Genomic DNA, 22,296 nt, shown 5'->3' with positions numbered 1-22,296 from the left:
CCTCCAGCCGCCGCCGTCAGAGAGCCTATTTCAGCGGCAGAAAAAGTTCCGCCACCACCTCATGCTCCGGTACCTCCGGGAAGAAGTTCAAGCGCTGGCAATAGATCGGAAAGTCGCGTGCTTCCTCGCCGCTGGCCGGAAGCCAGTCGCGATAGAGGTAGAGTGCGGCGGGCTCCAGATTGTCGGTGTTGCCGACCACGCGCAACACCGCGCAGCGCCCGCCGGGGATCTCGCCGGCCTTGATCGCCTCGCCATGCGCCGCGATCGGTTGGCCGGTCCCGGCGCATAGGTCCACGCTGTAATCGGCAGGCGAGGCGGGACGCCGCTCCGAACGCCAGACAGTGAAGGTCGGACTCGTCTTAGGATGCAGGCCGGTGGCCTTTCGCCACGTGATGAAGCGCTGGATGGTGGCGCCGAGCGTCGCCGGGTCACCCCGATGCTCCATGATTGCCACCGGGGTCGGTGGCACATCGCGGATCGTCACGTCGTGGTGGCTAAAGGTCTTCTGCATGAACTTGCTCCTGGCATTGTCGAAAGGCCCGAAGGCCGCAAGCCACGGCTCCCAGTCGGGAGACTTCCTGAACGAGGAAGGCGATTGCCCGAACCGTTGCCGAAAGGCGCGGGCGAAAGCCTCCGGTGCATCGTATCCGGCATCCATCGCGATCTCCGTGACGCGTTCGTCGTCTCTGTAGGCCAGCCGGTATGAGGCGCGCTTCATGCGGGCAAGCTGAACATAGCGATGCACGGATAACCCGAAGGTCGCCGTAAACTGCCGGTGGAAATGAAACTTCGAGAAGGCTGCGGCACCGCTCAGAACCTCAAGATCGAGATCGTCACCGAGGTGCTGGTCGATATAGTCCAACACTCGCTGCATCCGCCCTTGATAGTTCCGAAGCGTTGCGGTCATTTCGTCCTGGTCTCCGTGGCAGCCCAAACTAGATCCCCCAGGCAACCCAGCGCTCGACCGATCTTGCGGTTTGGGGGATCCGCCGAAAACTTCCAACGACCGCTTGCCGGCGGTCTGATTCACGAATGAATGGGCGTAATGACTGCACCCCGCGCCTTGGCGCATCGCCGCGTGCTTTTATCCGTCCCGTCTCATCGGGCATTAGCGGATGTGGTTCTGTTAGGCCATGTCGCGCGCGAACTTGCCTGGAGGGCAACCGAGGCGTTTGCGAAAAGCGGTGCTGAAGGCGCTGGCTGATTCATAGCCAATTTCATCGGCGATCCGATCCAGGGACTTCGCCCCATGCGTGAGAGCGTCCTTCGCGATTGCCATGCGCCAACGCGCCAGATATTCGATTGGCCCACATCCCAAGACCTCCCCGAACCGTGCCGCGAAACCTGACCGCGACATGCCGGCCATCCTGGCAAGATCGGCAACCGTCCAGTTCGCGCGAACATCGGCATGCATCGCTTGCAGCGCCCGGGCGAGTGCCGGGTCCTGCATGCCGCCCAGAAGACCCGCAGGCATCGCCCGGTTGCCGATGCTACGCCAGCGAAGGGCTTCGACCAGCAGTGCCTCGAGCATACGATGGACAATCAGTTCCTTGCCCGGATAGTCGGTAGCGCATTCTTCAGCGAGCAGATCGATCAGGCGGCCGAAGCGTGTCGCTCGTCCCTCGGAAGCCGGGATGTGGATGAGGCCGGGCAACAGAGCCAGCAGGAGCGGTGCATTCACCCGAGCGAATGCGAAGCTGCCGCCGAGGGCGATCAGGTCCGGAGTGCCTTCCCGTTCGCCATGCCGGACCGCTTCGTTTCGCGGTTCCACCGGGACGCATTCGAGACCCGGCTCGCTGGACAAGGAGAATGCGGGCGTCGTCGGAAGGAGCACGAAATCGCCCTGTGCAAGCCGGAGCGGCTTTTCGCCGTCGAGGCTCAGCCAGGCTTGCCCCTCCAAGATGATCGTGAACCCGGGCGCGTCATGCGCTCGATAGCGCACGCCCCAGCGTCCGCGCGCCGTGATCGGCTTCGCGACTGCGGCAGTCGGCCGGAGCAAACCGATGATATCGCTGAGAGGATCCATTCTGGACGATTAATAATAGATACTGGATTATGAATTATATATCGTCCAGTCGTGCCTGTCTATCTTGGGAACATCAAACTCAAGGAGACAGACAATATGGGCAAGACGATCCTCATCACCGGCACGTCCTCGGGTTACGGCAAGGCGACCGCCGAGTATTTCCTTCAGAATGGCTGGCATGTCGTCGCCGCGATGCGACGCCCCGACCCGAATGTGCTTGGCGGCGTAACCGGCCGGCTGCGAGTGCTGCCGCTGGACGTCACGAACGAAGAGAGCATAGCTGCACTGATCGACGCTGCGGGCCCGATCGATGCGCTTGTGAACAATGCAGGCGTGGGCGGTGTGGGCGCCTTCGAAGTCATGCCGATGTCGTTGATCCGTCAGCTCATCGAGACCAATACGATTGGCGTCATGGCCATGTGCCGCGCGATAATCCCACAAATGCGGACACGTCGTACCGGCACGATCGTCAACGTGACGTCGAGCGTAACGCTTGGGGAGTTCCCACTCGCTGCCGCCTACACCGCATCCAAGCAGGCGGTCGAGGGGTTCTCCGGTTCGCTCGCTCATGAGCTTGGTTACTTCGGAGTGCAGGTGAAGCTCGTCGAGCCGGGTTATGCGCCAACCACCCGGTTCGGCGCCAATGCCATCGTGCCGGTCGAGGAGCTGCTCCCGGGAGACTATGCTGAGTTTGCGCGGCCGATTCTTGACGCCTTCGTGAGGCCGGCAATGACCACGCGAGAAAGCGATGTCGCCCAGGCTGTGTGGGCTGCCGTCCATGACGCTTCCGGCCAGCTCCGCTTCCCCGCGGGGCCCGATGCCGTAGCTCTGGCACAAGCACGCTGACATGGCTCCGTCCCGGGCTCACCGGCCGGGACGGGCAATCGCCTTCCTCGTCGATATCACCTGCTCCGACGCGTTGAGCCCTTAAGGAGGCCAGCCCGCTTTCCGCGACGCTGGCATGTTGGCTTCTCAGACATCTAAATCATTAGCATTGACTAATTGATTAGTAGTTGCTAATTGATTCTCATGACTGAGACAGTTGCCATCGATGCCGTCATGCGCGCCCTTGCAGACCCCACCAGGCGGGCCGTGTTCGAGCGCATCGCCGGATCCGGCGAGATCACGGTAGCCGAGCTGACGCAGGGCAGCGGCGTGACCCAGGGTGCGATTTCCCAGCACCTCAAGGCGCTGAAACTGGCCGGCCTCGTCGCCGAACGGCCGGAAGGGCGCAAAGTCTACTATCGCGCCGAACCCGGCGGCCTCGAACCGCTGGCTGATTGGATGAGCCATTACAGCCTGTTCTGGCGCCAGCGCTTCGCCAATCTCAGAACTCTCTTGAAGGAGATCGATCCATGAATGATCTGGCCTTGAAGCCGCACACGCAGGAGATCGTCGTCGACGAGGTCTTCCCGCATGCACCCGAAACCATCTGGAAAGCGTTGACCTCGGGCGATCTGATCGCGCGCTGGATGATGGCGCCGGCCGATTTCGCAGCGATTGAAGGGCAGCGTTTCACCTTCACCACCGCGCCGGCCGGCGAATGGGACGGCGTCATCCACTGTCAGGTGCTCGACGTGCAACCGAATGAGCGGCTCGCCTATGCCTGGAGGGGCGGGCATGACAGCAATCCCGGCTATGGCTCCCGCCTCGACACGGTGGTGACCTGGACGCTGAGCGAGGCAGAAGGCGGTACGCGGGTGCGCCTCGTCCATGCCGGCTTCGTCACGCCGAAAAACGATACGGCCTACAAGAATATGAGCGATGGCTGGAAGAAGGTGCTGCGCAATCTCGGCACCGTCGTGGCCGGCAGCAAGGATTGAGGCGAGGAGGACGAGATGAGCAAGGCCTATACCGGCGGATGCGCCTGCGGGGCTGTCCGCTACGAGATCACGGCCGAACCGGTGTTCAGCAATGATTGCCAGTGCCGCGACTGCCAGCGCGAGAGCGGCACGGGCCATCAGTCCCACCTGACCTTCCCGCGGGAAGGCGTGACGCTTACCGGGGAGGGGCGGCCCTGGGACATGGTGGCCGACAGTGGCGACAGGAAGACCCGCTATTTCTGCCCCATCTGCGGATCGCCGGTCTATCTGACCTTCTCGGCCATGCCGCAATTTTTCGCGGTGCGTGCCGCGAGCCTCGATGAACCGAGCCGATACAAGCCGCAGGTGGTGACCTATACCGGCGTCGGTTATGCGTGGGACTATCTCGATCCGGCTCTGCCGAAATTCGAGGGGATGCCGCCCAGGTGAGGAAGCTGGCCGATTGCTGCGCTGCGGTGATCGGCCGCTATCCCGACGACGAGAACAATACCGAGTGAACGGGACGTCATTGACTTCGGTTCTCTTTTTGTTCTAGGCTTGCGGTGCCAAGTGAGAACGCGAGGTCACCATGCAATTGGCGTTCGACTTCTATGGCCAACTCCCCCGCGGGCCGGAACGTGACGAGAGAATATTCTTTGCCGTGTTTCCCGATGCGGAAGATGCCGGTGCGATCGAACGATTCAGGCGCAGCTTTCTCGAAGCGACCCCTGTTCGCGGTAACATGTTGCGGACGGACCGTTTCCATGTCTCGCTTCACCATGTCGGCGACTTCAAGCGCCTGAGATCACCACGTATCTATGCAGCGGAATTGGCGGGCGATCTCGTCGGTCTACCTGCTTTCGATATCACGCTTTATGCAATCAAGAGTTTTGGTGCGATCCCGAAGCCGGGCAGGGCAATCCGTTTTCCGCTCGTCCTGCTTGGCAGGGGGGCGGGACTATCGAAACTCCATGAAACACTGGGCGCGGCCATGACGAAGTTTGGCATGCGCGCCTTTCCCGATTTTACGCCTCATCTCACCCTGTCTTATGGTGAACGACCAATCGTGGAGCAACAGATCGAGCCGATCCATCTTCGGATCACGAGTTTTTGCCTGATCCACAGCAGGTTGTCGAAGACGGAATATCGGATCATCAAGCGCTGGCCCCTGATCGAATCCAGGCCACTCCTGAATTGATTCATCTTGAGGAACCCTGATGCCGCCCGTTACCGTCGATCCTGCCAAGGTCCGTGAATTCGTCGATGACGCGAGCTTCTATGCCTGGCTCCGCGACCATCACGACAGCCAAAGCGAAGTCTGGATCACGATCCACAAGGTGAGCTCGGGTCTCGCCTCGATCACCCCCAAGCAGGCGATCGACGTCGTGCTCTGCTGGGGCTGGATCGACGCGGTGCGCAAGGGGCTCGATGAGCGCAGCTTCCTGCAGCGCTACACGCCGCGCGGGCGCAAGAGCATCTGGAGCCGGATCAATGTCGACAATGTCGCCCGGCTGATCGCCGAAGGCCGCATGACCGAACACGGGCTGAAACAGGTCGAGGCCGCCAAGGCGGATGGCCGCTGGGACCGGGCCTATGAGAGCGGCAAGGATCTCAAGATCCCCGACGACCTCCAGGCTGCGATCGAGGCCGAGCCGGAAGCGCTGAAGATGCTGGGTGCGCTCAGCGCACAGAACCGTTTCGCACTGGCCTTTCGTATGCACAATGTGAAGACCGAGGCAGGGCGGAGGAAGAAGATCGAGGCCTTCGTCGCCATGCTCAAGCGCGGCGAGACGATCTATCCGCAATCGAGGAAATGAGGCAGCAGCCTCCTCGTACACTGCGCCGGCTCAGAAGAACTCGTCGAGCAGCAGATAGAAGGCCATGCGGTCCGGATCCGGCGTAATGCCGTAGCGGGCGAAAAAGCGCTCGATCAGAACCGCGCCAAAACGATCGCGAATGCTGCGCGTCGCCAGTGCCAGGTCCTGGTGACGGTCGGCAAGGCCGGCCCGGGCGCAGTCGATGAAACCGGAGAAGGCGCCCTTGTCCGCCAGCAGGTTTTCCAGCGTCGCATCGCCATGCGTGACGACGAGCTCTTCCAGCCGGGGGCGTTGGAGCTGCAATTCTGCGAAGACGTCGGCCGCGGTCTGACCGGTGCGCTCCTCGTCGAAGTCTTCCTCGTCGACGAGACCGGCCTTGACCCGCGCTTCGGCGAGGGCGATGCGGCTGTTGGCGCAGTGGTCGAACGGACAATCGGCAATATCGAGGGCGTGCAGGTGCCGCAGGGCATCGGCGGCGATATCGACCGCCTGCTCCGGGGTGAGACCGGTTCGAGATGACAGGACGGCGCCAGGAATGGCACTCATCAGCAGCCAGTGCCGCCCACCATGCCGGGCCTCCGCCAGGGGCTTTGGACAGAGTATGCCGCGTGCGCTCAGCCATTCCAGGCGCGGCCCCTCATCCGGCAATTCGCCGAGGGATGAGAGCTCCTCGGTCTTGACGAACAGATCCGGCTTGCCCGGCGCTTCGAGGCGAAAGACGCCTGCGCCGGAGGCTCCCGCCGACTGGGTCTTCCAGCCATAGCCCTTGAGATCGCCGCGCCAGTCGGCGGGTATATCCAATGCCGGTTTCATCGGCGCGATCGTCCTGTTCCCATGCGATGGCCGTCTGGCCGACTCTCGTCACTCTGGCCCGATTCCCTGGACGGAAAGATGGCGACTGGATGAACGCTCAGGCGGGCAGAACCTCGGCGACGACCCCGTTTTCGGCAACGACCACGCCACCCCGCAGCACGAGCTTGCGGCGCGGGCGATTGATCACGGCTTCCTCTACGCTCGGCGTGTCGATGACGACGAGATCGGCCGGTGCGCCCGGTGCCAGGCCATAGCCCGCAATGCCGAGCGCCCTGGCCGGTTCGATGGTGGCGAGGTCGAGGGCTAGGCGCAAATCGTCATTGGCATAGAATTCCTGCCTGGTAGCGACGATGGCGGCACGATCGAGCATATCGCCATTGCCGAAGGGGGACCAGCAGTCACGAATATTGTCGGAAGCCGCGAAAAGGGTGACGCCGTGGCTGCGCAGTGCTTTCACCGGCGGCACCGGCACGGCGGCCGGGCTGGAGGTCATGATCGCCACGCCGGCGCGCGCCAGGGCGTCTGCCGTTCTGGCGAAGCTCTCGGGAGACTGATCGCCAAGGGAAAAGGCATGGCTCACCACCACGCGCCCCTGCAGGCCGAAGGCTTCGGTACGCCTGGCGATGTCGCGCAGCTCGGCGCCGCCGGTTTCGCCACCGTCATGCAGGTGGATGTCGACAGCCTTGCCATGCTTTTCAGCGAGAGCGAAGACGATATCGAGCTGGCCCGGGACGTCATGGTCGAAGCCCTCGGGATCGAGCCCACCGATCAGGTCCGCACCGGCGGCGAGGGCTGCATCGAGCAGGTCGGGGGCGCCGGGCTCGCTCACGACGCCGCTCTGGGGAAAGGCGACGATCTCGATGTCGACCCAAGGTCTCCAGCGTTCCCGCACGGCGAGCAACGCCTCCAGATTGGCGAGCTTCACGTCATTGTCGATGTCGACATGGCTGCGCACCCTTGTGGTGCCGTTGGCGACGAGGCGGCGCAGGAGATTGGTGGCGCGGGCTTCGACGGGCAGAGGCACGGCATGACGGGCGACACGCTCGGCGGCGATGCGCTCACGCACGCTTTCCCCCGGGACATGCGGGACTAACGGCGCCCCCATATGGGTCTTGTCGAGATGGATATGGCCGTCGATGAAGGCCGGAAGCAGCAAGGCACCGGCGAGATCGCGCCGATCCGGATCGGTAGCCGGGAGGCCAGGCGCTGTGATCGAGGCTATCCGGCCGTCGACGATTTGTACATCTGCCCGGCGTCTGTCGGGCAGGGTGGCATTGGCAAGCAGCATCAGATGAGTCCGAGACGTTTGGCGGCAACGTAGTTGTAGAGCGGATCGCGATAAAGCTTGAACTCCTCGGAGGCCGAGAAGCTGAGGCTGAGATCGTGCTCGTCGTCATGCTTGACGGCCTCGGCGAAGATCTCCGGCCAGTCCGGCACCTTCTGCCGACGCCATTCTTCCACTTGTTCGGCAGCCGGAATGTCGGGAAAGCCGATCTTGGGAATAAGCGAGGCGATGGCCTGCCAGAAGCGGCGCATCGGCACGGCCGGATCGGGCGAGCGGGGCGCCATCATGCGCAACCAATGGGTGCCGGTGAGGGCGTGCAGGAGAGAAAAGTCGCCGGTCGCAGCGAAGAGCGCGAGCGACAGGCGGGCGAAGCGGTCCATGGTGTCGGGACCGATGGTCAGCATGTCGTGTACGTGGGCGAATTCGGGCTTGGCGGCGACCGCTCGCATAGTGTGCCAGAGCAGGTCGCATTCGGTGACGATATGGCGGAAGGAGGCAGGCTCATACATATAGGCCAGCACGTCGAGCGGATCGCCGGTTGTACCGGCTTCGCCCCGGCCTGTGCCGAGGTCGAGATAGGTAGCTGCCCAGTAGGCCAGCGCGATGGCGGTCTCCTCGTCATTGTCTGTCCAGGTCGCATAGGCCATGCGCATGAAGGCATGCATGGCACTGGCGGCAAAGCCATCGAACAGGAGCGGCAGATAGAGCCGGGCCGCCGGCGTAGCGCCGAGCCGCCTGACTTCCACCTGGAAGAAGGTGCGATAATCGCCCTCCCGTTCGCGATCGCCGAGAGCGTCTCGCCAGTTTTCCCGGGTGATCGTCTCCTTGGCAACGGGCACCGGCATGAGGCCGTTCTGCACGCGATAGATCTCGCAGAACTCTTCCAGCCGCCGGTCATTGGCGCCCATCCGCTGCATCGCCACCAGGATCATAGGCAGGTGGTTGGCGAGCATATACGGAAACTCGGCGCTCCATTGCTGCGACCAGCCGATGCAGCGCACGAGCGTATCGCTTGTCCCGGCTGCTCTGTGTGGTGCCGACATCGAATCCTCCCCAATCCGAACATGCTTGCTTTGCCGACGAGGCCGGCTGTCCGTTCCCTGATGCTTGCGGGGGAATCTACCTTGTCCTTACCGACCAGAAAAGCACCATGCGCAACAAACCAAACAAAATTATGAAAGATTTTGTCCGAAGTTGCGAGAAATGGTGATTGTCCTTTTGCTAGGTTGCAAAAAAATGTTTGAGTGTGGTCGAATTTCTCACATTCTGATTGCGCGCAGAAAATGCAATGATAGCCTCCCGGTTGCGAGGGTGTAACGGAGGGGACCCACGATGAACATGACGGCAAAATGCCGCTCTCTTTTGCTGGCGGGATTTCTAGTGTTTGCGGGCGCGGCGCAGGCCCAGGAGCGCTTCGACGGCGTCACGCTCAGCCTGGCATCGCAGAACGACCAGTTCGCGGTGATACTGGCTGCAATGGCGCCGGATTTCGAGAAGGCGACCGGCGCCAAGGTCAATGTCGAGATCCTGAGCTATCCAGAACTCTTGACCAAGATCACGGCCGATTACGTTGGCCACACCAAGGGCTACGACATCGCCACCACCGACATCGTCTGGTCGGGGCAGTTCGCAGAAGCCGGCTACACCGTCGACCTGACCGAATGGATCAAGCGCGATGCCGCCGAGATCAAGGTCGACGACATCTATCCCAGCCTGATGAAGGGGCTCGGCGGCTACAAGGGCAAGCAGGTTGCCTTTCCTTTCGCCGGCTATGCCAATGTGCTGGCCTATCGCAAAGACCTCTACGAGGCTGCCGGCCTGAAGCCGCCGGCGACGATGGAAGACTACATCGCCGACGCGATCAAACTGACCGATCCGGCCAAGAAGACCTTCGGTTTCGTGGCCAATGGCCAGAAAGGACCGGCGGTGGCGCAGGACTGGATGCAGTACAACTTCCAGCTCGGCGGTTCGATCCTTGGCCCCGACGGCAAGCCGGCGCTCAATTCGGCGGCGAATATCCAGAGCGTCGTCGACTACAAGAAGCTGTTCGACAAGGCGGCTCCTCCCGGCGCGGCCGACTATGACTGGGGAGCGCGCGAGGAGAGCTTCCGCCAGGGCATGGCCGCCAATATGCAGACATGGTCGATCGGCGCCGCCGGCTATGACAACCCGGAAATCTCCAAGGTTGTCGGCAAGGTCGGCATCATGCTGACGCCGGCCCGCGCAGGCAAGGAGCCGGAATACGGCATCGGCGGCTGGGGGCTCGGCATCAATGCCGATATCGACAAGCGCAAGCAGGAGGCGGCCTGGGCCTTTATCAAGTGGATCACCAGTCCGGCGGTGCACAAGGAGTTCAATCTGCGCGGTGCCGGCAGCTATCTGCGCAAGAGCGAGATGACGGACAAGGACCTTCTGGCGAAGTTCCCGTTCCTGCCCGTATTGGCTACCTCCTTCGAGCATGGCAATGTCGATTTCCGGCCGCGTATTCCGCAATATCCGGAATTGCAGGATCTGATCGGCTCCGCCGTCAATGGCGTGCTGGTCGGCAATGCCGATCCCAAGGCGGCCTTGGACGATGCCCAGGCCCAGGCTGAAAAGCTGTTCTGAGCCTGCAGGTCGCCAAAGCAAGGTTGCGCTGTCCCCCATGGCTGCGCGACCATGCCGGCGCCTGTCTTCTCGCCGACGATTCCGGAGAGCTTGAACTTGGAAAGTCCCTCATCGAGCCTCGCCGGAAGCACTCGCTCGGCTAAAGCGGGGCCTCACTGCCTGTCCTATGCGCGCAAGCGCCAGCTTTTCCTGATCCTGCTGGCGGCTCCCGCAATATTTTATGTTCTAGCCATCGCGGTCTGGCCGATGGCGCAGGGAATTCTGTACTCCTTCGAGGAGTATAGCCTGGTCCGCCCGGCAGGCCGCCATTTCGTCGGCTTGGATAATTACGTCGCCCTATGGAGCGACAAGACCGCACGCCAGGCACTGATCAATACCTTCATCTTTACCATTGGCGCTGTCACCCTCGAGTTTGTCTTCGGCCTCGGCATCGCCTTGCTGCTCTGGCGCGACGATCTGTTCAATCGGATCGCGCTTGGCCTGCTGCTGATCCCGGCAACTGTCACGCCACTGGTCGTTGGCCTTATCTTCAAGGCCATGCTCAACGCCGACTATGGCGTGCTCGGCTATTTCCTGGCCGAGGCCGGTATTTCGGGCCCACGGGGCCTGCTTGCCGATCCGACTTTCGCTTTGCCGACCCTGATCGCCGTCGACGTCTGGGAATGGACGCCGCTGATGGCGCTGATCCTGCTGGCGGGGCTCAAATCCCTGCCGACGGATATCCTCGAGGCGGCGCGGGTCGACGGCGCCACCAGCGCGCAGCGTTTCATCCTGATCATCCTGCCGCTCCTGCTGCCGGCAGCCTTCCTGGCGCTCGTCCTCAGGATGATGGATGCCTTCCGTGTCTTCGACATCATCTATGTCAGCACCAGCGGCGGGCCCGGCGATGCCACCACCACGCTGATGATCCATGGCGTCAAGCAGGGGCTGGAATTCTTCAATATCGGCAGGGCTTCGGCCGTGAGCAATCTGATCACCGTGTGTATCGGTGTGATGGCGGCCCTGTTCATCTTCGTAGTCAGGCCGGCGAGGAACCGCAATGCTTAGGACCGCCGCCGACAGGGGATTGTGGGCACGGCGCGCTGCCCTGATCGTCATCCTCGCCATCGCGCTCTTTCCGATCCTGTGGCTGTTCTCCACGGCCTACAAGCCTGCGAGGGACATCTTCACCACGCCGCCGCAGCTCTTCTTTGAACCGACCTTCGCGAATTTCGAGAATGTATTCCGGCTTTTCGACCTGTGGTCCCTGGTGAAATCGAGCCTGATCATCTCGATCGGCTCGACCTTGTTATCGCTGCTGCTCGGCGTTCCCGCCGGCTACGCCCTGGCCCGCTCCAAGAATCCGAAGGCCGTGTGGCTCGCCTATTTCTTCCTGGCCATCCGCACCGTGCCGCCGGTGGCAACCTTGATCCCCTTCTATCTGATGATGCGCGACATCGGCCTGCTCGGCACCTGGTGGGCGGTGATCCTGCTCAACACGGCCCTGAACAGCGCCTTCGTGGTGTGGATGATGTTCTCCTATTTCCGCGCCTCGCCGGTGTCGATCGAGGAGGCCGCCCTGACCGACGGCAGCAATGACTGGAACACCTTCCTGTTCACGGCCCTGCCGTCCGTGGTGCCCGGCATCATCGCCAGCGCCATCTTCTGCATCATGTTCTCCTGGAACGACTTTCTCTATTCGATGTTCCTGACGCGGGCCGACAGCAAGCCCATCTCGGTGGCGCTGCTCTCGGCCTATGGCACCAAGGACATTTCCTGGGGCACGCTCGGTGCGCTGGCCCATTTTTCCACCCTTCCCATCGTCTTGATGATGATCCTGCTCAATCGCTATTTCGTGCAGGGCCTGACCAAGTCGGCCCATTAGTCGAAGGTTCCGCTATGGCCGCAATCAGCTTTTCCCAGGTCAGCAAGGCCTATGCCGATGGGCAACTGGCTGTGAACAAACTGGATCTCGACATCGCCGATGGCGAGTTCCTGGTGCTGGTCGGCCCGTCGGGCTGCGGCAAGTCCACGGCCCTGCGCATGATCGCGGGGTTGGAGACCATCACCGGCGGCACGCTCTCGATCGGCGCGGAGGTGGCCAACGACCTGTCACCGCGCGAGCGCAATGTGGCGATGATCTTCCAGAGCTATGCGCTTTACCCGCATCTTTCCGTCGCCGACAATGTCGGCTTCGCCCTCAAGGTGCGCGGCGAAAAACGCGAGGCGATCGAGGCGAAGGTGAAGGCCGCCGCCGCGATGCTGGAGTTGGACAAGCTGCTTACCCGTCGTCCCGGGCAGTTGTCGGGCGGCCAGCGCCAGCGCGTTGCCATGGGGCGGGCGATCGTGCGCGAGCCGGCCGCCTTCCTGATGGACGAACCGCTGTCCAATCTCGATGCCCGCCTGCGCGGTCAGATGCGCGCCGAGATCGCCCGCCTGCAGCGGGCGAGCGGGGTGACCACGGTCTATGTGACGCATGACCAGGTCGAGGCGATGACCATGGGTGACCGGGTAGCCGTGATGAATGGCGGCGTGCTGCAACAATTGGCGCCGCCCCGCGAGCTCTACGACCGGCCGGTCAATCTTTTCGTCGCCACCTTCATCGGGGCGCCGCCGATCAATCTGCTGCCCGGCCGCCTGCGCCGGAGCGGGCAGGGGCTGGAAGTCGTCTTGCCGGGCCTCGTCCTGCCCTTGCCGGCCGCTTTCGTGCAGGAAAGGCCCGGGCTTGCCGCTGCAGGCGATCACGAGGTGGTGGTCGGCATCCGGCCCGAGAACCTGTTCCTGGCCGATGGCGATGCCGAGGCACTTCCCGCCCGTATCGCCTTTCAGGAGGATCTGGGCGCGAGCCTGCTTCTCCATGTCGACCTTGTCGACCCCGCGACGAAGGCCGAACAGAAACGGGCTGGGCTGGACGAATTGGACGAAAGCGCGCCGGCTGCAGTCTCCACCCGCATGCGCATCAGCGCCCCTGTCAGTGCGAGGCGGAAGGCCGGCGACACTGTCAAGGTGGGGCTGCAGGCCGACAGCCTGCATTTCTTCGATCCGGCAAGCCAACTGGCGATACGCTGAAGGCATCTGAAGCCATCTTCGCAAGGTGCTCGCGCTTGGCGGCTTTCCCAACCATGCCTATTTATGATTAAAGGCACCATCGCGAGGCGCCGGTGCATTACTAGGCCTTTGGCTTCATTGACAGGACTTCTCCTTTGTTCACAGGCATCATTCAGGGCGTCGCCGATATCGACGCCGTCAAGGACCATGACGGCTTGCGCACCTTCACGCTGCGCTTTCCCGAAGGATTCAGCGAAGATCTCGCCATCGGCGCCAGCGTCTCGGTGGACGGCGTCTGCCTGACGGTGACCGAACTCGTCTCAGCGCGGACGGCGACCTTCGACGTCATGCTGCAGAGCCTGAAGATCACCACTTTGGCCGACTATGTCGCCGGCGATCGCGTGAATGTCGAGCGGGCCGCCAAGGATGGCGCCGAAATCGGCGGCCATCCGATTTCGGGCCATGTCGATTTCTCCACCGCGATCGATTCCGTCGGGACCTCGGAAGGCAACAAGGTCATCCGCATTGCCATCCCGCCGGATTTCGCGCGCTACGTCTTCGCCAAGGGCTATATCGCCATCAACGGCGCCAGCCTGACGGTGTCGGAGGTCGACAAGAAGGAGGGCTGGTTCGAGGTCTGGCTCATCCCCGAAACCCGCCGCATGACTGTGTTCGAGGATAAGCGCGCCGGCGATCGGCTCAATATCGAGATCGAGCGCGATACCCAGGTGGTTGTCGATACCGTGCGCGATGCGGTCCGGGAAAGCCTTGGGCGGCTGCAGCCCGTGCTGGAAGCCCTGCTGGCGGAAAAGGGACTCAATCTCGAGGATTTCGTGCAGGTTCCGCGCCGGATCGGCAAGAACTGACGCTGAGGGGATGTGCGATGTCGAACGTTGTTCCGTTCGGTCGGAAAGAACAGGACGGCGGGGATTCCGAGGCAAGCTCATATAGGCGGTTCGAGGTCCAACTGTTCATCAAACATCCAAGCATCGATCCAGCTGAAATCACGACTGCGGTCGGACTTGAGCCAAAAAATCAGCATCGGGGCGGAGATGCTCGCAGGACTTCGAAAGGTACGCCTCTGCCGGGCGTCTACCCGGATACGAGCTGGCGCTATTGCGAGCGACATCATGTCGAAAAGCAATGGTTCGCCAGTTGTATCGATAAACTTGTGGATCGCCTCCTGCCACACAAAGATTTTCTGCTTGGCCTCAGGAAAAGTGGCGGCAAGACTTGGATCATCGTTGAATTTCTTGGCGATGGCTACTTCGGTGACGAAATTCCGCTTCGGACATTGGCGAAATTGGTCGAGCTTGGGTTGGATTTTGGAATCGAAGTCTTTGATGTTCCGCAAAACTGAAGTTCTCGGAAGCGCTATCACCCAATCCCAAGCACCACGGCGCCCCCGGTCATGCCGGCACCGGCCGCGGCAAGCAGCAGTTTCTCACCCGACCTGAACGGTTGGACCTGGTTGGCGAGCGACAGCGACAGCGCAATCGTGGCCGCCGAGGAATTGCCGTAGTCCTCGATGCTGCGTACGGTCTTGGCTGTGTCCAGCCCGAGTTCGGCCGAGACCGCATCGAAGATCCGCGCATTGGCCTGATGGGGCACAAAGCGATCGATGTCCACCGCCGTCATCTCTGCCCGAGCCATGGCCTTTTCGGCGCAATGGCTCATCATGCGCACGGCCTGCGAGAACACCGCCTTGCCGTCGCGCATGGTCATCAGGAAGTCCTGGGCGGCGATCTCGGGGGCGAAGGGGCGATTGCTGCCGCCGGCCGGAATGGAAATCAGGTCGTATTGGCTACCGTCCGAGGCAAGGTCGACGCCGATGAGGCCGGTCTCCTCGTCGGGCGAGGGGCCGAGCAGGAGGGCGCCGGCGGCGTCTGCGAACACCACGGCACTGGCACGCTCCTGAGGGTTGATGCGGCGGCTCAGGATATTGGCAGCAACCACCAGCACGGCCTTCTCCTGGGTGCGTACGAAGCCATCGGCAAGCGTGAGGGCATAGAGGAAGCCCGAACAGGCGCCGGCAAGATCGACGGCCCCGGCTTTGGCCAGTCCGAGGCGATGTGCCAGCAAAGGTGCCGAGGGCGGCAGCAAATGGTCGGGGGTCGAGGTCGCCAGCAGGACCAACCCCACTTCGTTGGCCGTAATACAGGCATCGGCCAGGGCTGCGGCGGCGGCCTCGGCAGCAAGTCCGCTCAGCGTGTCCGCGGGGCCCGCCCAATGGCGATGGTGGATGCCGGTCCGCCGCTCGATCCAGCCCGCCTCGAGCCCGAGTCTTGCCTCAATCTCGGCATTGCCGACCCGGCGTTCCGGCACGCTGTGGCCGAAGCCGAGTACGCGGCTCGAACGGCAACGGGTCACGAACTGATGCCGGCGACCAGGTCCACCGCCTCGTCTATGGCTGCATAGGCACGGTCGAGATCATCCGGCGTGACGCAATAGGGCGTCATCAGATAGATCACATTGCCGAGTGGACGGATGAGCAGGCCGCGGGCCTTGAAGAAGGCGCGCAGCCGTGGCCCCGCATCGGAAAGATAGCCGCCCGAAGGCACGGCGATCTCCATGACCGCGATGGTACCGCATTGCCGGATATCGGAGAAACGCGGATCGCGTCGGAAATGGTCGAGGCGACGGCTGTGTTCGGCGGCCAGGCTTGCGATGCGCTCCGTGACCGGTTCGGCGCGCCAGATGTCGAGATTGGCGCAGGCCGCCGCGCAGGCGATGGGATTGGCGGTATAGGAACTGGAATGAAAGAAGGTGCGGCTGCGGTCATCAGACAGATGCGCCTCGAAGATCTCCGCCGTGCACAAGGTTGCTGCGAGCGGCACGGCACCGCCGGTGAGCCCCTTGGACAGGCACATTATGTCGGGCGTGATGTCGGCTTGCTGGCAGGCGAAGAGGGAGCCGGTGCGCCCCCAGCCGGTCATTACCTCGTCGGCGATCAAGAGGACGCCATGGGTTTCGGCGATCCGCTTCAGTTCGCTGAGAACCCAGGGGGCATAGATGCGCATGCCGCCGGCACCCAGCACCAGGGGCTCGATCAGCAAGGCGGCAATATCGCCGTGCCGACAGAGACGTTCGAACGCATCGAGCGTGTGCTGTTCCTGCCCGGCGGCGGGAAAGGGCAGGCTGTCGACCGAGAACAGCAGGGGGCCATAGGCCGCGTTGAAGACGCCGCGTTCCCCGGCCGACATCGTGCCGATGGTGTCGCCATGATAGCTGTGCTCCATCACCACGATGCGCGAGCGCGGCGTGCCGCGATTGTGGAAGAAGCCGAGCGCCATCTTCAGGGCGATTTCGACCGCGGTCGAGCCGCTGTCGGAGTAGAAGACATGGGCGAGACCTGATGGCGCGAGCTCGATAAGTCCCCTGGCGAGCGTCTCGGCTGGTTCATGCGTGTAGTCGGCGAAGATGATCTGGTCGAAGCGTTCGCTGGCGTCCCGGATTGCCTGCATGATGGCAGGATGCCGGTGGCCGTGGGTGATCACCCACCAGGAGGAGATCGCATCGAGCACGGCCTGTCCGTCCTCCTCATAGAGGAAGGCGCCTTCGGTGCGGGCGATCCGGCGGGTCACCGGGTCCAACTGATGTTGTGTGAAGGGATGCCAGACCGGCGAGGGCAGGGATTTCAGCATGAGGCAAGCCTCTTCTTGATAATGGACAAGTCGATCCAGTTTCGGAAGCCAGTGTGTAAGTTATCGGCGGTCAGCGGATCGAATTTCGGCAGCCGGCCGAGGTCGTTGATATCGCCGATTTCGGTAATGATGGATCGGGTGTCCGCCTGCTCGTCGCCGATGAAGACGACGCCGAGGATGGGAATGGCCCGCCGGCGCATGGCTTCGAGCGACAGCAGCGTGTGATTGACGGTGCCCAATCCGGTACGCGCACAGAGGATGGTCGGATAGCGCCAGCGGGCAAACACATCGGCGAACAGGGTCCGGCGTGTCAGCGGGACCAGGAGTCCGCCGGCACCCTCGATGACGAGAGGCCCGGAGAACGGTGGGGGATCGAGTGTATCAGGATCGAGTTCCGCCCCGTCGATGGCTGCAGAAAGATGCGGCGAGGCCGGCGTGGTGAGGCGGTAGGCCTCGGGCAGGATGCGGTCCGAGGGAAGGCCGCCCAGCCGCTCCACAGTCTGGCTGTCGGTCTCTTCGTCCAGGCCCGATTGCACCGGCTTCCAATAGCTGGCCTCGAGGGCATATGCGAGGGCGGCCGAGAACACCGTTTTGCCGATGCCGGTATCCGTGCCGGTGACGACGACGCGTGGATGAGCTTCACCGATCATGGCACGGCCCTTGGGACCTTCGTTTCATCGATCGTCCTCCGCCATCACCACGGCGAGCCGTTCGGACATTTGCATGATGGCCTCCTCGTCGACATTGGGCGTGATGGAAATGCGTAGGCGCGCTGTGCCGGCCGGAACTGTCGGGGGGCGGATGGCGCGGACATCGAAGCCAGCCGCCTGCATCCGCTCGGCGATGGCAAGGCAGCGCTCATTGTCGCCGATGACCACGGGTAGGATCTGCGATCCACTGGTCTCGATGCCGAGCCGACCGGCCACAAGCCTGTTGGCGAAATCGATCAGCGACAATTCCCGGCTGCGCCGCTCCGGTTCGTCGGCCAGCGCGCGGAGTGCCTCGCGCACCAGCGCGGCCTGGAGCGGGGAAGGCGCGGTGGCATAGATGAAGGGGGCGGCATGGTTGACCAGGACGTCGCAGAGCACGGCACTGGCACCGACGAGCGCACCCGAGGAGCCGAGCGCCTTGCCGCAGGTATGCAGCACCACGACATTGTCCCGGCCTTCCAGAGCGGCGGCGAAACCGCGCCCGCCTGGCCCATGCACCCCGGTGGCATGGGCCTCGTCGACATAGAGGAAGCCGTCATGCGTATCGGCCAGTGCCATCAGTTCCGCCAGAGGGGCGGCGTCGCCATCCATGGAATAGAGGCTCTCGACTACGATCCAGGGATGGCCGCTGCCGCCAGCCGCCCGCCAGGCGCGGATGGCCTGCTCGAAGGCAGCAACGTTGTTATGCGGCACGGCGACAGCCGATGCGCGGCCGGCCGCGATGCCGGCATGGGCACTGGCATGAATGAGGGCATCGTGGACGATGAGGTCGTTGCGGTGGGGCAAAGTGGAGAGCGCCGCGAGATTGGCGATGTAGCCGCCATTGAAATAGAGCATGCGCTCAGAGCCGAAAAAATCGGCGGCTTCGATCTCCAGGGCCTCATGCTCGGGATGATTGCCGCGCAGGAGGCGCGAGCCGCCGGCACCGGCGGGCACACCACGATCGACGGCGGAGATGAGCGCCTCGCGCAAACGCGATGACGACGCCAGCCCCAGATAGTCATTGGAGGTGAAATCGATGCCGCTCTGGGGCGCCAGGACCCGGCGGCGCCCCTTGCGTTCGAACTGGCCGAGCCTCGCCGTATAGCGCGCCAGCCGGGGCCGTTCGCCCGGCAATGCAACGCTCACGGGGCGTCCTCCATGCGCGCGGCCGTGAGGCCAAGGCGGCGCATCAGGCTGGTGTCCTTGTCGTCGCCCGGATTGGAAGCGGTCAGCAGCGTGTCGCCGACGAAGATGGAATTGGCGCCTGCGAAAAAACACAGCGCCTGCATCTCGTCGCTCATCGCAGTGCGGCCCGCGGTAAGGCGTACATGAGAGGTCGGCATCAGGATGCGGGCGAGCGCGATGATGCGAATGAACTCGATGGAATCGACCGGCGGGGTATCCACCAGCCGGGTGCCGGGCACGGGGATGAGCATGTTGATCGGCACGCTTTCCGGCGCCTCGGGCAGGTTGGCGAGTGTCACCAGCATGTCGATGCGGTCATCCACCGCCTCGCCGAGGCCGAGAATACCGCCGGAGCAGACCTTGATGCCGGCCTCGCGCACATTGGCGAGTGTATCCAGCCGCTCGGAAAAGCTGCGGGTGGTGATCACCTCGGGGTAGAAGCGCTCGGAGGTATCGATATTGTGGTTGTAATAATCGAGCCCGGCCTCGGCGAGCGTTCCGGCCTGCTGGGGCGACAGCATGCCGAGCGTCATGCAGGTCTCCATGCCGAGCGACTTCACGCCTTCGACCATGGCGACGAGCATGGCCATGTCGCGCTGCTTGGGACTGCGCCAGGCCGCGCCCATGCAATAGCGCGTGGCGCCGCCCGCCTTGGCCTGGCGCGCCTCCTCGATCACCCGCTGCACCTCAAGGAGTTTGGAGGCCCTCAGGCCACTGTCGTGATGGGCAGACTGGCTGCAATAGCCGCAATCTTCAGGGCAGCCCCCCGTCTTGATGCTGAGCAGCTTGCTGAGCTGAATGCGATTGGGATCGAAAAACCGGCGATGAACGGTCTGGGCGCGAAACAGCAGGTCGTTGAACGGCAGGTCATAGATCGCGCGGGCATCGGCGTGGCTCCAGGGCAAGGGGGTAGCACTGTCAGCGCCATCAGCGCCCAAATCAACGATACCGGCTGTGGTTTCACGGCTCTGAACTGTCGATACCTGATCGTGCATGTCGTCTCCTCGCATGACCACTCGCGGATCCCATGGGAAGTCACGAGCTTGGGAAGGAGAGGCAGCCAAACATCGGCGCCTCAAAATTATAGATAAAATTATCAATCTATCTATCTGGAATCATCATAAAGTTGCGAGGAGAGGATGCATCTGATTTTATCATAGATAATCTATGGAGCTGCCATGGCCGAAACCGTTGCCGAGCGCATAGCGCACACCCTGGCCGAGCGCATTGTGCGCGGGGAACTGGCGCCGGGCATACCGCTCAGGCAGGACAAGATCGCGGCGGAGTTCGAAGCGAGCCATGTACCCGCCCGCGAGGCCTTCCAGCTGCTGCGCGCCCAGGGTCTGGCGGTCAACGAGCCGCGGCGCGGTATGCGGGTGGCGCCGCTCGATCGCAAGGCGGCGCAGGAAGTCGTCGAGATTCGGGCGAGTCTGGAGGTCCTGGCACTCAGCCATGCCATTCCTTGGCTGAATGCGACGAGTTTCGAACGGATAGAGCAGGCCCTTCAGGCCGGCGACCGGGCTGAGACCATTGAGGAATGGGAACTCGCCAACCGGGCCTTTCACCGCGAGATCGTGGCACCCTGCCGCATGCCCCGGCTGCTTGCCATGCTGGATGGGTTACAACTCGCCAATTCTCGCATCATCTTCGCCGCGACGCGGACGGCGGGATGGCGCCCCGGTACGAGCCATGCCCATCGGCAGATTCTCGATGCCCTGAGGCAGCGGGATGCCAACCGCGCGGCGACCTTGCTGCGGTCACATATCCACGGGCTCGAGCAGGTAAAGAGCGGCGACTTTCCGTCATCGCCGCCTTCCGCTTCCTGGATCGGTTTAGGCCGGTGAAGGACCGCTTGCACCGGGCCTCCAGGCGATGACGCCCTCCGTGCGCGCCCGCACCATCGGCGAAGCGAGGCATGTCGCAACCGCTTCGTAACCGGGAAAACCTGGAACGCGAACGACCAGCGAGGGAGGGCTGTGATTGGCGGGACATAGGATGATGGCCGCCTCCTCGCCGGCCGTTGCCAGGTCCGGAATGGCATGTGACCGGGTCGTCCAATCCCTGCTCGATCATGTCGATGACAAGAAAGGCGGGGCCTTCTTCTGCCAGGCCGATGACCAGTGCCGTTAGGGCATCGGACATCTCGGCGCCATGGTGAGCGAGGTGCGCGAGGATCGGCTCGACGCGATCGCGAAGAGCCCGATCGGTTGCCAAACCTTCCCGCAATGGAGCCGTGTCGGATACGCGCTCCAGGCCGAGAAAGGCGGCATTCGGCAGGGTTTCGGCCAAGCGCAGTGCCAGTCGGGTCTTGCCGCTGCCGAGCGGGCCGATGATGTAGGTCAGCGACCTGACGTCCTGCATCTCGAAGCGTTCGCCGCCCCAGGGCCAGGGCAGGTCGAAGGCAATGGCCGGAGCTCGGGTCGGGGAAGAGCGCCGCATGAGATCCCCGACCTCCAGCGCAGGAGTATGGGCGAGGTCGCTTTGGAGGGCTTCAAGTGTCGTGGCCGTTGCGGCAAGCCCTTTGAGTCGATCCTGCACGGCCCCTCGACGCGCCGAGAGCGCTGCTATCCGCTCGCGGCTATCGCCCTTCAGGATCCGCGCGATCTCGGCAAGCGTGAAGCCGAGCCTGCGCAACGCGGCAATCTCCCCCGCCTTGTCGATCTCCTCGGGCCCGTAGACACGCCAGCCCGCTGCGGTGCGCGGCGGGGCAAGCAAGCCCTTGTCCTCATAGAGCCGCAGGGCCTTGGTCGAGACGCCCAGCCGCCTAGCGGCCTCGGACGGATTGAGGAAACGGACTGATGCCGGCATGAATCACCCCTCGGTGGCTGACCATCCTCTTATCGAGGCGGCCCCAGGGGCAAGGTCGAGCGCGCTGGTTGCTCATCACGCCGTGTCGTCCTCCTGAACCTTGAGGATGACGGCATCCTTGGCGTCGACGGCACGCCCGTCGCTGGTGCGGATCTCGAGCTGGATGGTTTGTCCGGTCTCGCGCTCTACCAGCCGTGAATGTGGCTCACCGGGCGCGAACAGATGGGCCTCGCCGAATTTGCGCAAGGCTACCATCACCGGGAAGAGATCCCGCCCCATCTCGGTGAGGTGATATTCCTGGTGCGCGCCGCCATCCGCTGCCGGCGCGGACTTAAGAATGCCCCGGGCGATCAGGGTCTTCAGGCGCTCGGACAGGATGTTCTTGGCGATGCCGAGGCTCTTTTGAAACTCGCCGAAGCGCGTGAGCCCGTCGAAGGCGTCACGCACGATCAGCAGCGACCACCAGTCACCGATCACGTCGAGCGATCGTGCGCTTGGACAATAATCCTCGGTAAGGCTCTTGCGCTTGACCATGGTTTCACCCGTGTCCGGGCGCCTCTACAATTTCGGTTGCATTATAAAACCCTATC

Annotated in this window: 24 protein-coding genes and 1 pseudogene; 13 read left to right on the top strand and 12 right to left on the bottom strand. The window is 63.1% G+C overall.

The window, feature by feature from the left end:
- Positions 1–25: 25 nt before the first annotated feature.
- Together ACN6KF_RS09275 and ACN6KF_RS09270 are read right to left on the bottom strand one after the other, a co-directional pair.
- Positions 26–907 carry an AraC family transcriptional regulator gene (locus tag ACN6KF_RS09275; RefSeq protein ID WP_434956573.1) on the bottom strand — a complete coding sequence of 294 codons (882 nt, stop codon included), beginning with the start codon at positions 905–907 and terminating at the stop codon, positions 26–28.
- Between the two features lie 219 nt (positions 908–1,126).
- On the bottom strand, positions 1,127–2,026 hold the full coding sequence (locus ACN6KF_RS09270; protein WP_434956572.1) for an AraC family transcriptional regulator: 900 nt from the start codon (positions 2,024–2,026) through the stop codon (positions 1,127–1,129).
- A gap of 96 nt (positions 2,027–2,122) precedes the next feature.
- On the opposite strand from ACN6KF_RS09270, the gene ACN6KF_RS09265 reads away from it, so the two are divergent.
- From ACN6KF_RS09265 to ACN6KF_RS09240, 6 genes are all read left to right on the top strand, one after another.
- A complete protein-coding gene (locus ACN6KF_RS09265; RefSeq protein ID WP_434956571.1) occupies positions 2,123–2,872 on the top strand; it encodes an SDR family oxidoreductase in 750 nt (249 codons plus the stop codon).
- 183 nt (positions 2,873–3,055) lie between these two features.
- Complete coding sequence (locus ACN6KF_RS09260; RefSeq protein WP_434956570.1) at positions 3,056–3,385, top strand: ArsR/SmtB family transcription factor; 330 nt, start codon at positions 3,056–3,058, stop codon at positions 3,383–3,385.
- Entirely contained in the window at positions 3,382–3,849 is a 468-nt protein-coding gene (locus ACN6KF_RS09255) for an SRPBCC family protein (RefSeq protein ID WP_434956569.1), read from the top strand. Before ACN6KF_RS09260 ends, ACN6KF_RS09255 begins: the two co-directional genes overlap by 4 nt.
- Positions 3,850–3,864: 15 nt before the next feature.
- Entirely contained in the window at positions 3,865–4,278 is a 414-nt protein-coding gene (locus tag ACN6KF_RS09250) for a GFA family protein (protein ID WP_434956568.1), read from the top strand.
- A 139-nt stretch (positions 4,279–4,417) separates the two neighbouring features.
- Entirely contained in the window at positions 4,418–5,026 is a 609-nt protein-coding gene (locus ACN6KF_RS09245; RefSeq protein WP_434956567.1) for a 2'-5' RNA ligase family protein, read from the top strand.
- 19 nt (positions 5,027–5,045) lie between these two features.
- Positions 5,046–5,645, top strand: coding sequence for a YdeI/OmpD-associated family protein (locus ACN6KF_RS09240; protein WP_434956566.1), 600 nt, complete (start codon positions 5,046–5,048; stop codon positions 5,643–5,645).
- 30 nt (positions 5,646–5,675) lie between these two features.
- On the opposite strand, the gene ACN6KF_RS09235 is transcribed toward ACN6KF_RS09240, so the two are convergent.
- From ACN6KF_RS09235 to ACN6KF_RS09225, 3 genes are all read right to left on the bottom strand, one after another.
- Positions 5,676–6,458: an APH(3') family aminoglycoside O-phosphotransferase gene (locus tag ACN6KF_RS09235; protein WP_434956565.1), complete on the bottom strand. Its 783-nt coding sequence runs from the start codon at positions 6,456–6,458 to the stop codon at positions 5,676–5,678.
- Positions 6,459–6,555: 97 nt separating this feature from the next.
- Positions 6,556–7,746 carry an amidohydrolase family protein gene (locus ACN6KF_RS09230; RefSeq protein WP_434956564.1) on the bottom strand — a complete coding sequence of 397 codons (1,191 nt, stop codon included), beginning with the start codon at positions 7,744–7,746 and terminating at the stop codon, positions 6,556–6,558.
- Positions 7,746–8,786: a questin oxidase family protein gene (locus tag ACN6KF_RS09225; RefSeq protein WP_434956563.1), complete on the bottom strand. Its 1,041-nt coding sequence runs from the start codon at positions 8,784–8,786 to the stop codon at positions 7,746–7,748. Before ACN6KF_RS09225 ends, ACN6KF_RS09230 begins: the two co-directional genes overlap by 1 nt.
- 289 nt (positions 8,787–9,075) lie before the next feature.
- Between ACN6KF_RS09225 and ACN6KF_RS09220 the strand changes: the two genes are divergently transcribed.
- From ACN6KF_RS09220 to ACN6KF_RS09195, 6 genes are all read left to right on the top strand, one after another.
- A complete protein-coding gene (locus ACN6KF_RS09220; RefSeq protein ID WP_434956562.1) occupies positions 9,076–10,350 on the top strand; it encodes an ABC transporter substrate-binding protein in 1,275 nt (424 codons plus the stop codon).
- A gap of 90 nt (positions 10,351–10,440) precedes the next feature.
- Positions 10,441–11,397, top strand: coding sequence for a carbohydrate ABC transporter permease (locus tag ACN6KF_RS09215; RefSeq protein ID WP_434956561.1), 957 nt, complete (start codon positions 10,441–10,443; stop codon positions 11,395–11,397).
- Positions 11,390–12,214: a carbohydrate ABC transporter permease gene (locus tag ACN6KF_RS09210; RefSeq protein WP_434956560.1), complete on the top strand. Its 825-nt coding sequence runs from the start codon at positions 11,390–11,392 to the stop codon at positions 12,212–12,214. The genes ACN6KF_RS09215 and ACN6KF_RS09210 overlap by 8 nt, the downstream gene beginning before the upstream one ends.
- A gap of 14 nt (positions 12,215–12,228) precedes the next feature.
- On the top strand, positions 12,229–13,398 hold the full coding sequence (locus tag ACN6KF_RS09205; protein ID WP_434956559.1) for an ABC transporter ATP-binding protein: 1,170 nt from the start codon (positions 12,229–12,231) through the stop codon (positions 13,396–13,398).
- A gap of 134 nt (positions 13,399–13,532) precedes the next feature.
- Complete coding sequence (locus ACN6KF_RS09200; protein ID WP_434956558.1) at positions 13,533–14,243, top strand: riboflavin synthase subunit alpha; 711 nt, start codon at positions 13,533–13,535, stop codon at positions 14,241–14,243.
- 17 nt (positions 14,244–14,260) lie between these two features.
- The gene (locus ACN6KF_RS09195) at positions 14,261–14,737 is read left to right on the top strand and encodes a DUF4279 domain-containing protein (RefSeq protein WP_434956557.1); all 477 of its coding nucleotides are present in this window, start codon (positions 14,261–14,263) and stop codon (positions 14,735–14,737) included.
- A gap of 17 nt (positions 14,738–14,754) precedes the next feature.
- Here the strand turns inward: ACN6KF_RS09195 and ACN6KF_RS09190 are convergent, their stop codons facing one another.
- From ACN6KF_RS09190 to bioB, 5 genes are read right to left on the bottom strand one after another with little or no spacing between them, the layout of a single operon-like run.
- A complete protein-coding gene (locus ACN6KF_RS09190) occupies positions 14,755–15,747 on the bottom strand; it encodes a beta-ketoacyl-ACP synthase III (protein WP_434956556.1) in 993 nt (330 codons plus the stop codon).
- Positions 15,744–17,021, bottom strand: coding sequence for an adenosylmethionine--8-amino-7-oxononanoate transaminase (locus ACN6KF_RS09185; RefSeq protein WP_434956555.1), 1,278 nt, complete (start codon positions 17,019–17,021; stop codon positions 15,744–15,746). Before ACN6KF_RS09185 ends, ACN6KF_RS09190 begins: the two co-directional genes overlap by 4 nt.
- Positions 17,015–17,671: a dethiobiotin synthase gene (bioD, locus tag ACN6KF_RS09180; protein ID WP_434956554.1), complete on the bottom strand. Its 657-nt coding sequence runs from the start codon at positions 17,669–17,671 to the stop codon at positions 17,015–17,017. The genes ACN6KF_RS09185 and bioD overlap by 7 nt, the downstream gene beginning before the upstream one ends.
- Positions 17,672–17,695: 24 nt before the next feature.
- Entirely contained in the window at positions 17,696–18,859 is a 1,164-nt protein-coding gene (locus ACN6KF_RS09175; protein WP_434956553.1) for an 8-amino-7-oxononanoate synthase, read from the bottom strand.
- Positions 18,856–19,893 (bottom strand): biotin synthase BioB, encoded by a 1,038-nt coding sequence (bioB, locus tag ACN6KF_RS09170; RefSeq protein WP_434956552.1) that lies wholly within the window; start codon positions 19,891–19,893, stop codon positions 18,856–18,858. Before bioB ends, ACN6KF_RS09175 begins: the two co-directional genes overlap by 4 nt.
- Positions 19,894–20,076: 183 nt before the next feature.
- Here bioB and ACN6KF_RS09165 point away from each other — a divergent pair, with 183 nt between their 5' ends.
- Positions 20,077–20,742, top strand: a complete 666-nt coding sequence (locus ACN6KF_RS09165; RefSeq protein ID WP_434956551.1) for a GntR family transcriptional regulator — start codon at positions 20,077–20,079, stop codon at positions 20,740–20,742.
- Positions 20,743–21,544: 802 nt separating this feature from the next.
- Here the strand turns inward: ACN6KF_RS09165 and ACN6KF_RS09160 are convergent.
- Both ACN6KF_RS09160 and ACN6KF_RS09155 read right to left on the bottom strand, forming a co-directional pair.
- Positions 21,545–21,706: pseudogene (locus ACN6KF_RS09160) on the bottom strand (MerR family transcriptional regulator); the annotation flags it as partial.
- A gap of 75 nt (positions 21,707–21,781) precedes the next feature.
- Positions 21,782–22,240 carry a winged helix-turn-helix transcriptional regulator gene (locus ACN6KF_RS09155; RefSeq protein ID WP_434956550.1) on the bottom strand — a complete coding sequence of 153 codons (459 nt, stop codon included), beginning with the start codon at positions 22,238–22,240 and terminating at the stop codon, positions 21,782–21,784.
- Positions 22,241–22,296 lie beyond the last annotated feature (56 nt).

It is taken from the genome of Labrys methylaminiphilus subsp. lupini (genome assembly GCF_051161885.1).
GTDB lineage: Bacteria > Pseudomonadota > Alphaproteobacteria > Rhizobiales > Labraceae > Labrys.
Note: the sequence above shows the minus strand (reverse complement) of the source record. Positions and strands in the feature narration are given on the sequence as shown.

Coding starts and splice junctions, on each gene's coding strand:
- ACN6KF_RS09275 (WP_434956573.1), bottom strand. CDS start 907: ATGACCGCAACGCTTCGGAACTATCAAGGGCGGATGCAGCGAGTGTTG.
- ACN6KF_RS09270 (WP_434956572.1), bottom strand. CDS start 2,026: ATGGATCCTCTCAGCGATATCATCGGTTTGCTCCGGCCGACTGCCGCA.
- ACN6KF_RS09265 (WP_434956571.1), top strand. CDS start 2,123: ATGGGCAAGACGATCCTCATCACCGGCACGTCCTCGGGTTACGGCAAG.
- ACN6KF_RS09260 (WP_434956570.1), top strand. CDS start 3,056: ATGACTGAGACAGTTGCCATCGATGCCGTCATGCGCGCCCTTGCAGAC.
- ACN6KF_RS09255 (WP_434956569.1), top strand. CDS start 3,382: ATGAATGATCTGGCCTTGAAGCCGCACACGCAGGAGATCGTCGTCGAC.
- ACN6KF_RS09250 (WP_434956568.1), top strand. CDS start 3,865: ATGAGCAAGGCCTATACCGGCGGATGCGCCTGCGGGGCTGTCCGCTAC.
- ACN6KF_RS09245 (WP_434956567.1), top strand. CDS start 4,418: ATGCAATTGGCGTTCGACTTCTATGGCCAACTCCCCCGCGGGCCGGAA.
- ACN6KF_RS09240 (WP_434956566.1), top strand. CDS start 5,046: ATGCCGCCCGTTACCGTCGATCCTGCCAAGGTCCGTGAATTCGTCGAT.
- ACN6KF_RS09235 (WP_434956565.1), bottom strand. CDS start 6,458: ATGAAACCGGCATTGGATATACCCGCCGACTGGCGCGGCGATCTCAAG.
- ACN6KF_RS09230 (WP_434956564.1), bottom strand. CDS start 7,746: ATGCTGCTTGCCAATGCCACCCTGCCCGACAGACGCCGGGCAGATGTA.
- ACN6KF_RS09225 (WP_434956563.1), bottom strand. CDS start 8,786: ATGTCGGCACCACACAGAGCAGCCGGGACAAGCGATACGCTCGTGCGC.
- ACN6KF_RS09220 (WP_434956562.1), top strand. CDS start 9,076: ATGAACATGACGGCAAAATGCCGCTCTCTTTTGCTGGCGGGATTTCTA.
- ACN6KF_RS09210 (WP_434956560.1), top strand. CDS start 11,390: ATGCTTAGGACCGCCGCCGACAGGGGATTGTGGGCACGGCGCGCTGCC.
- ACN6KF_RS09205 (WP_434956559.1), top strand. CDS start 12,229: ATGGCCGCAATCAGCTTTTCCCAGGTCAGCAAGGCCTATGCCGATGGG.
- ACN6KF_RS09195 (WP_434956557.1), top strand. CDS start 14,261: ATGTCGAACGTTGTTCCGTTCGGTCGGAAAGAACAGGACGGCGGGGAT.
- ACN6KF_RS09185 (WP_434956555.1), bottom strand. CDS start 17,021: ATGCTGAAATCCCTGCCCTCGCCGGTCTGGCATCCCTTCACACAACAT.
- bioD (WP_434956554.1), bottom strand. CDS start 17,671: ATGATCGGTGAAGCTCATCCACGCGTCGTCGTCACCGGCACGGATACC.
- bioB (WP_434956552.1), bottom strand. CDS start 19,893: ATGCACGATCAGGTATCGACAGTTCAGAGCCGTGAAACCACAGCCGGT.
- ACN6KF_RS09165 (WP_434956551.1), top strand. CDS start 20,077: ATGGCCGAAACCGTTGCCGAGCGCATAGCGCACACCCTGGCCGAGCGC.
- ACN6KF_RS09155 (WP_434956550.1), bottom strand. CDS start 22,240: ATGGTCAAGCGCAAGAGCCTTACCGAGGATTATTGTCCAAGCGCACGA.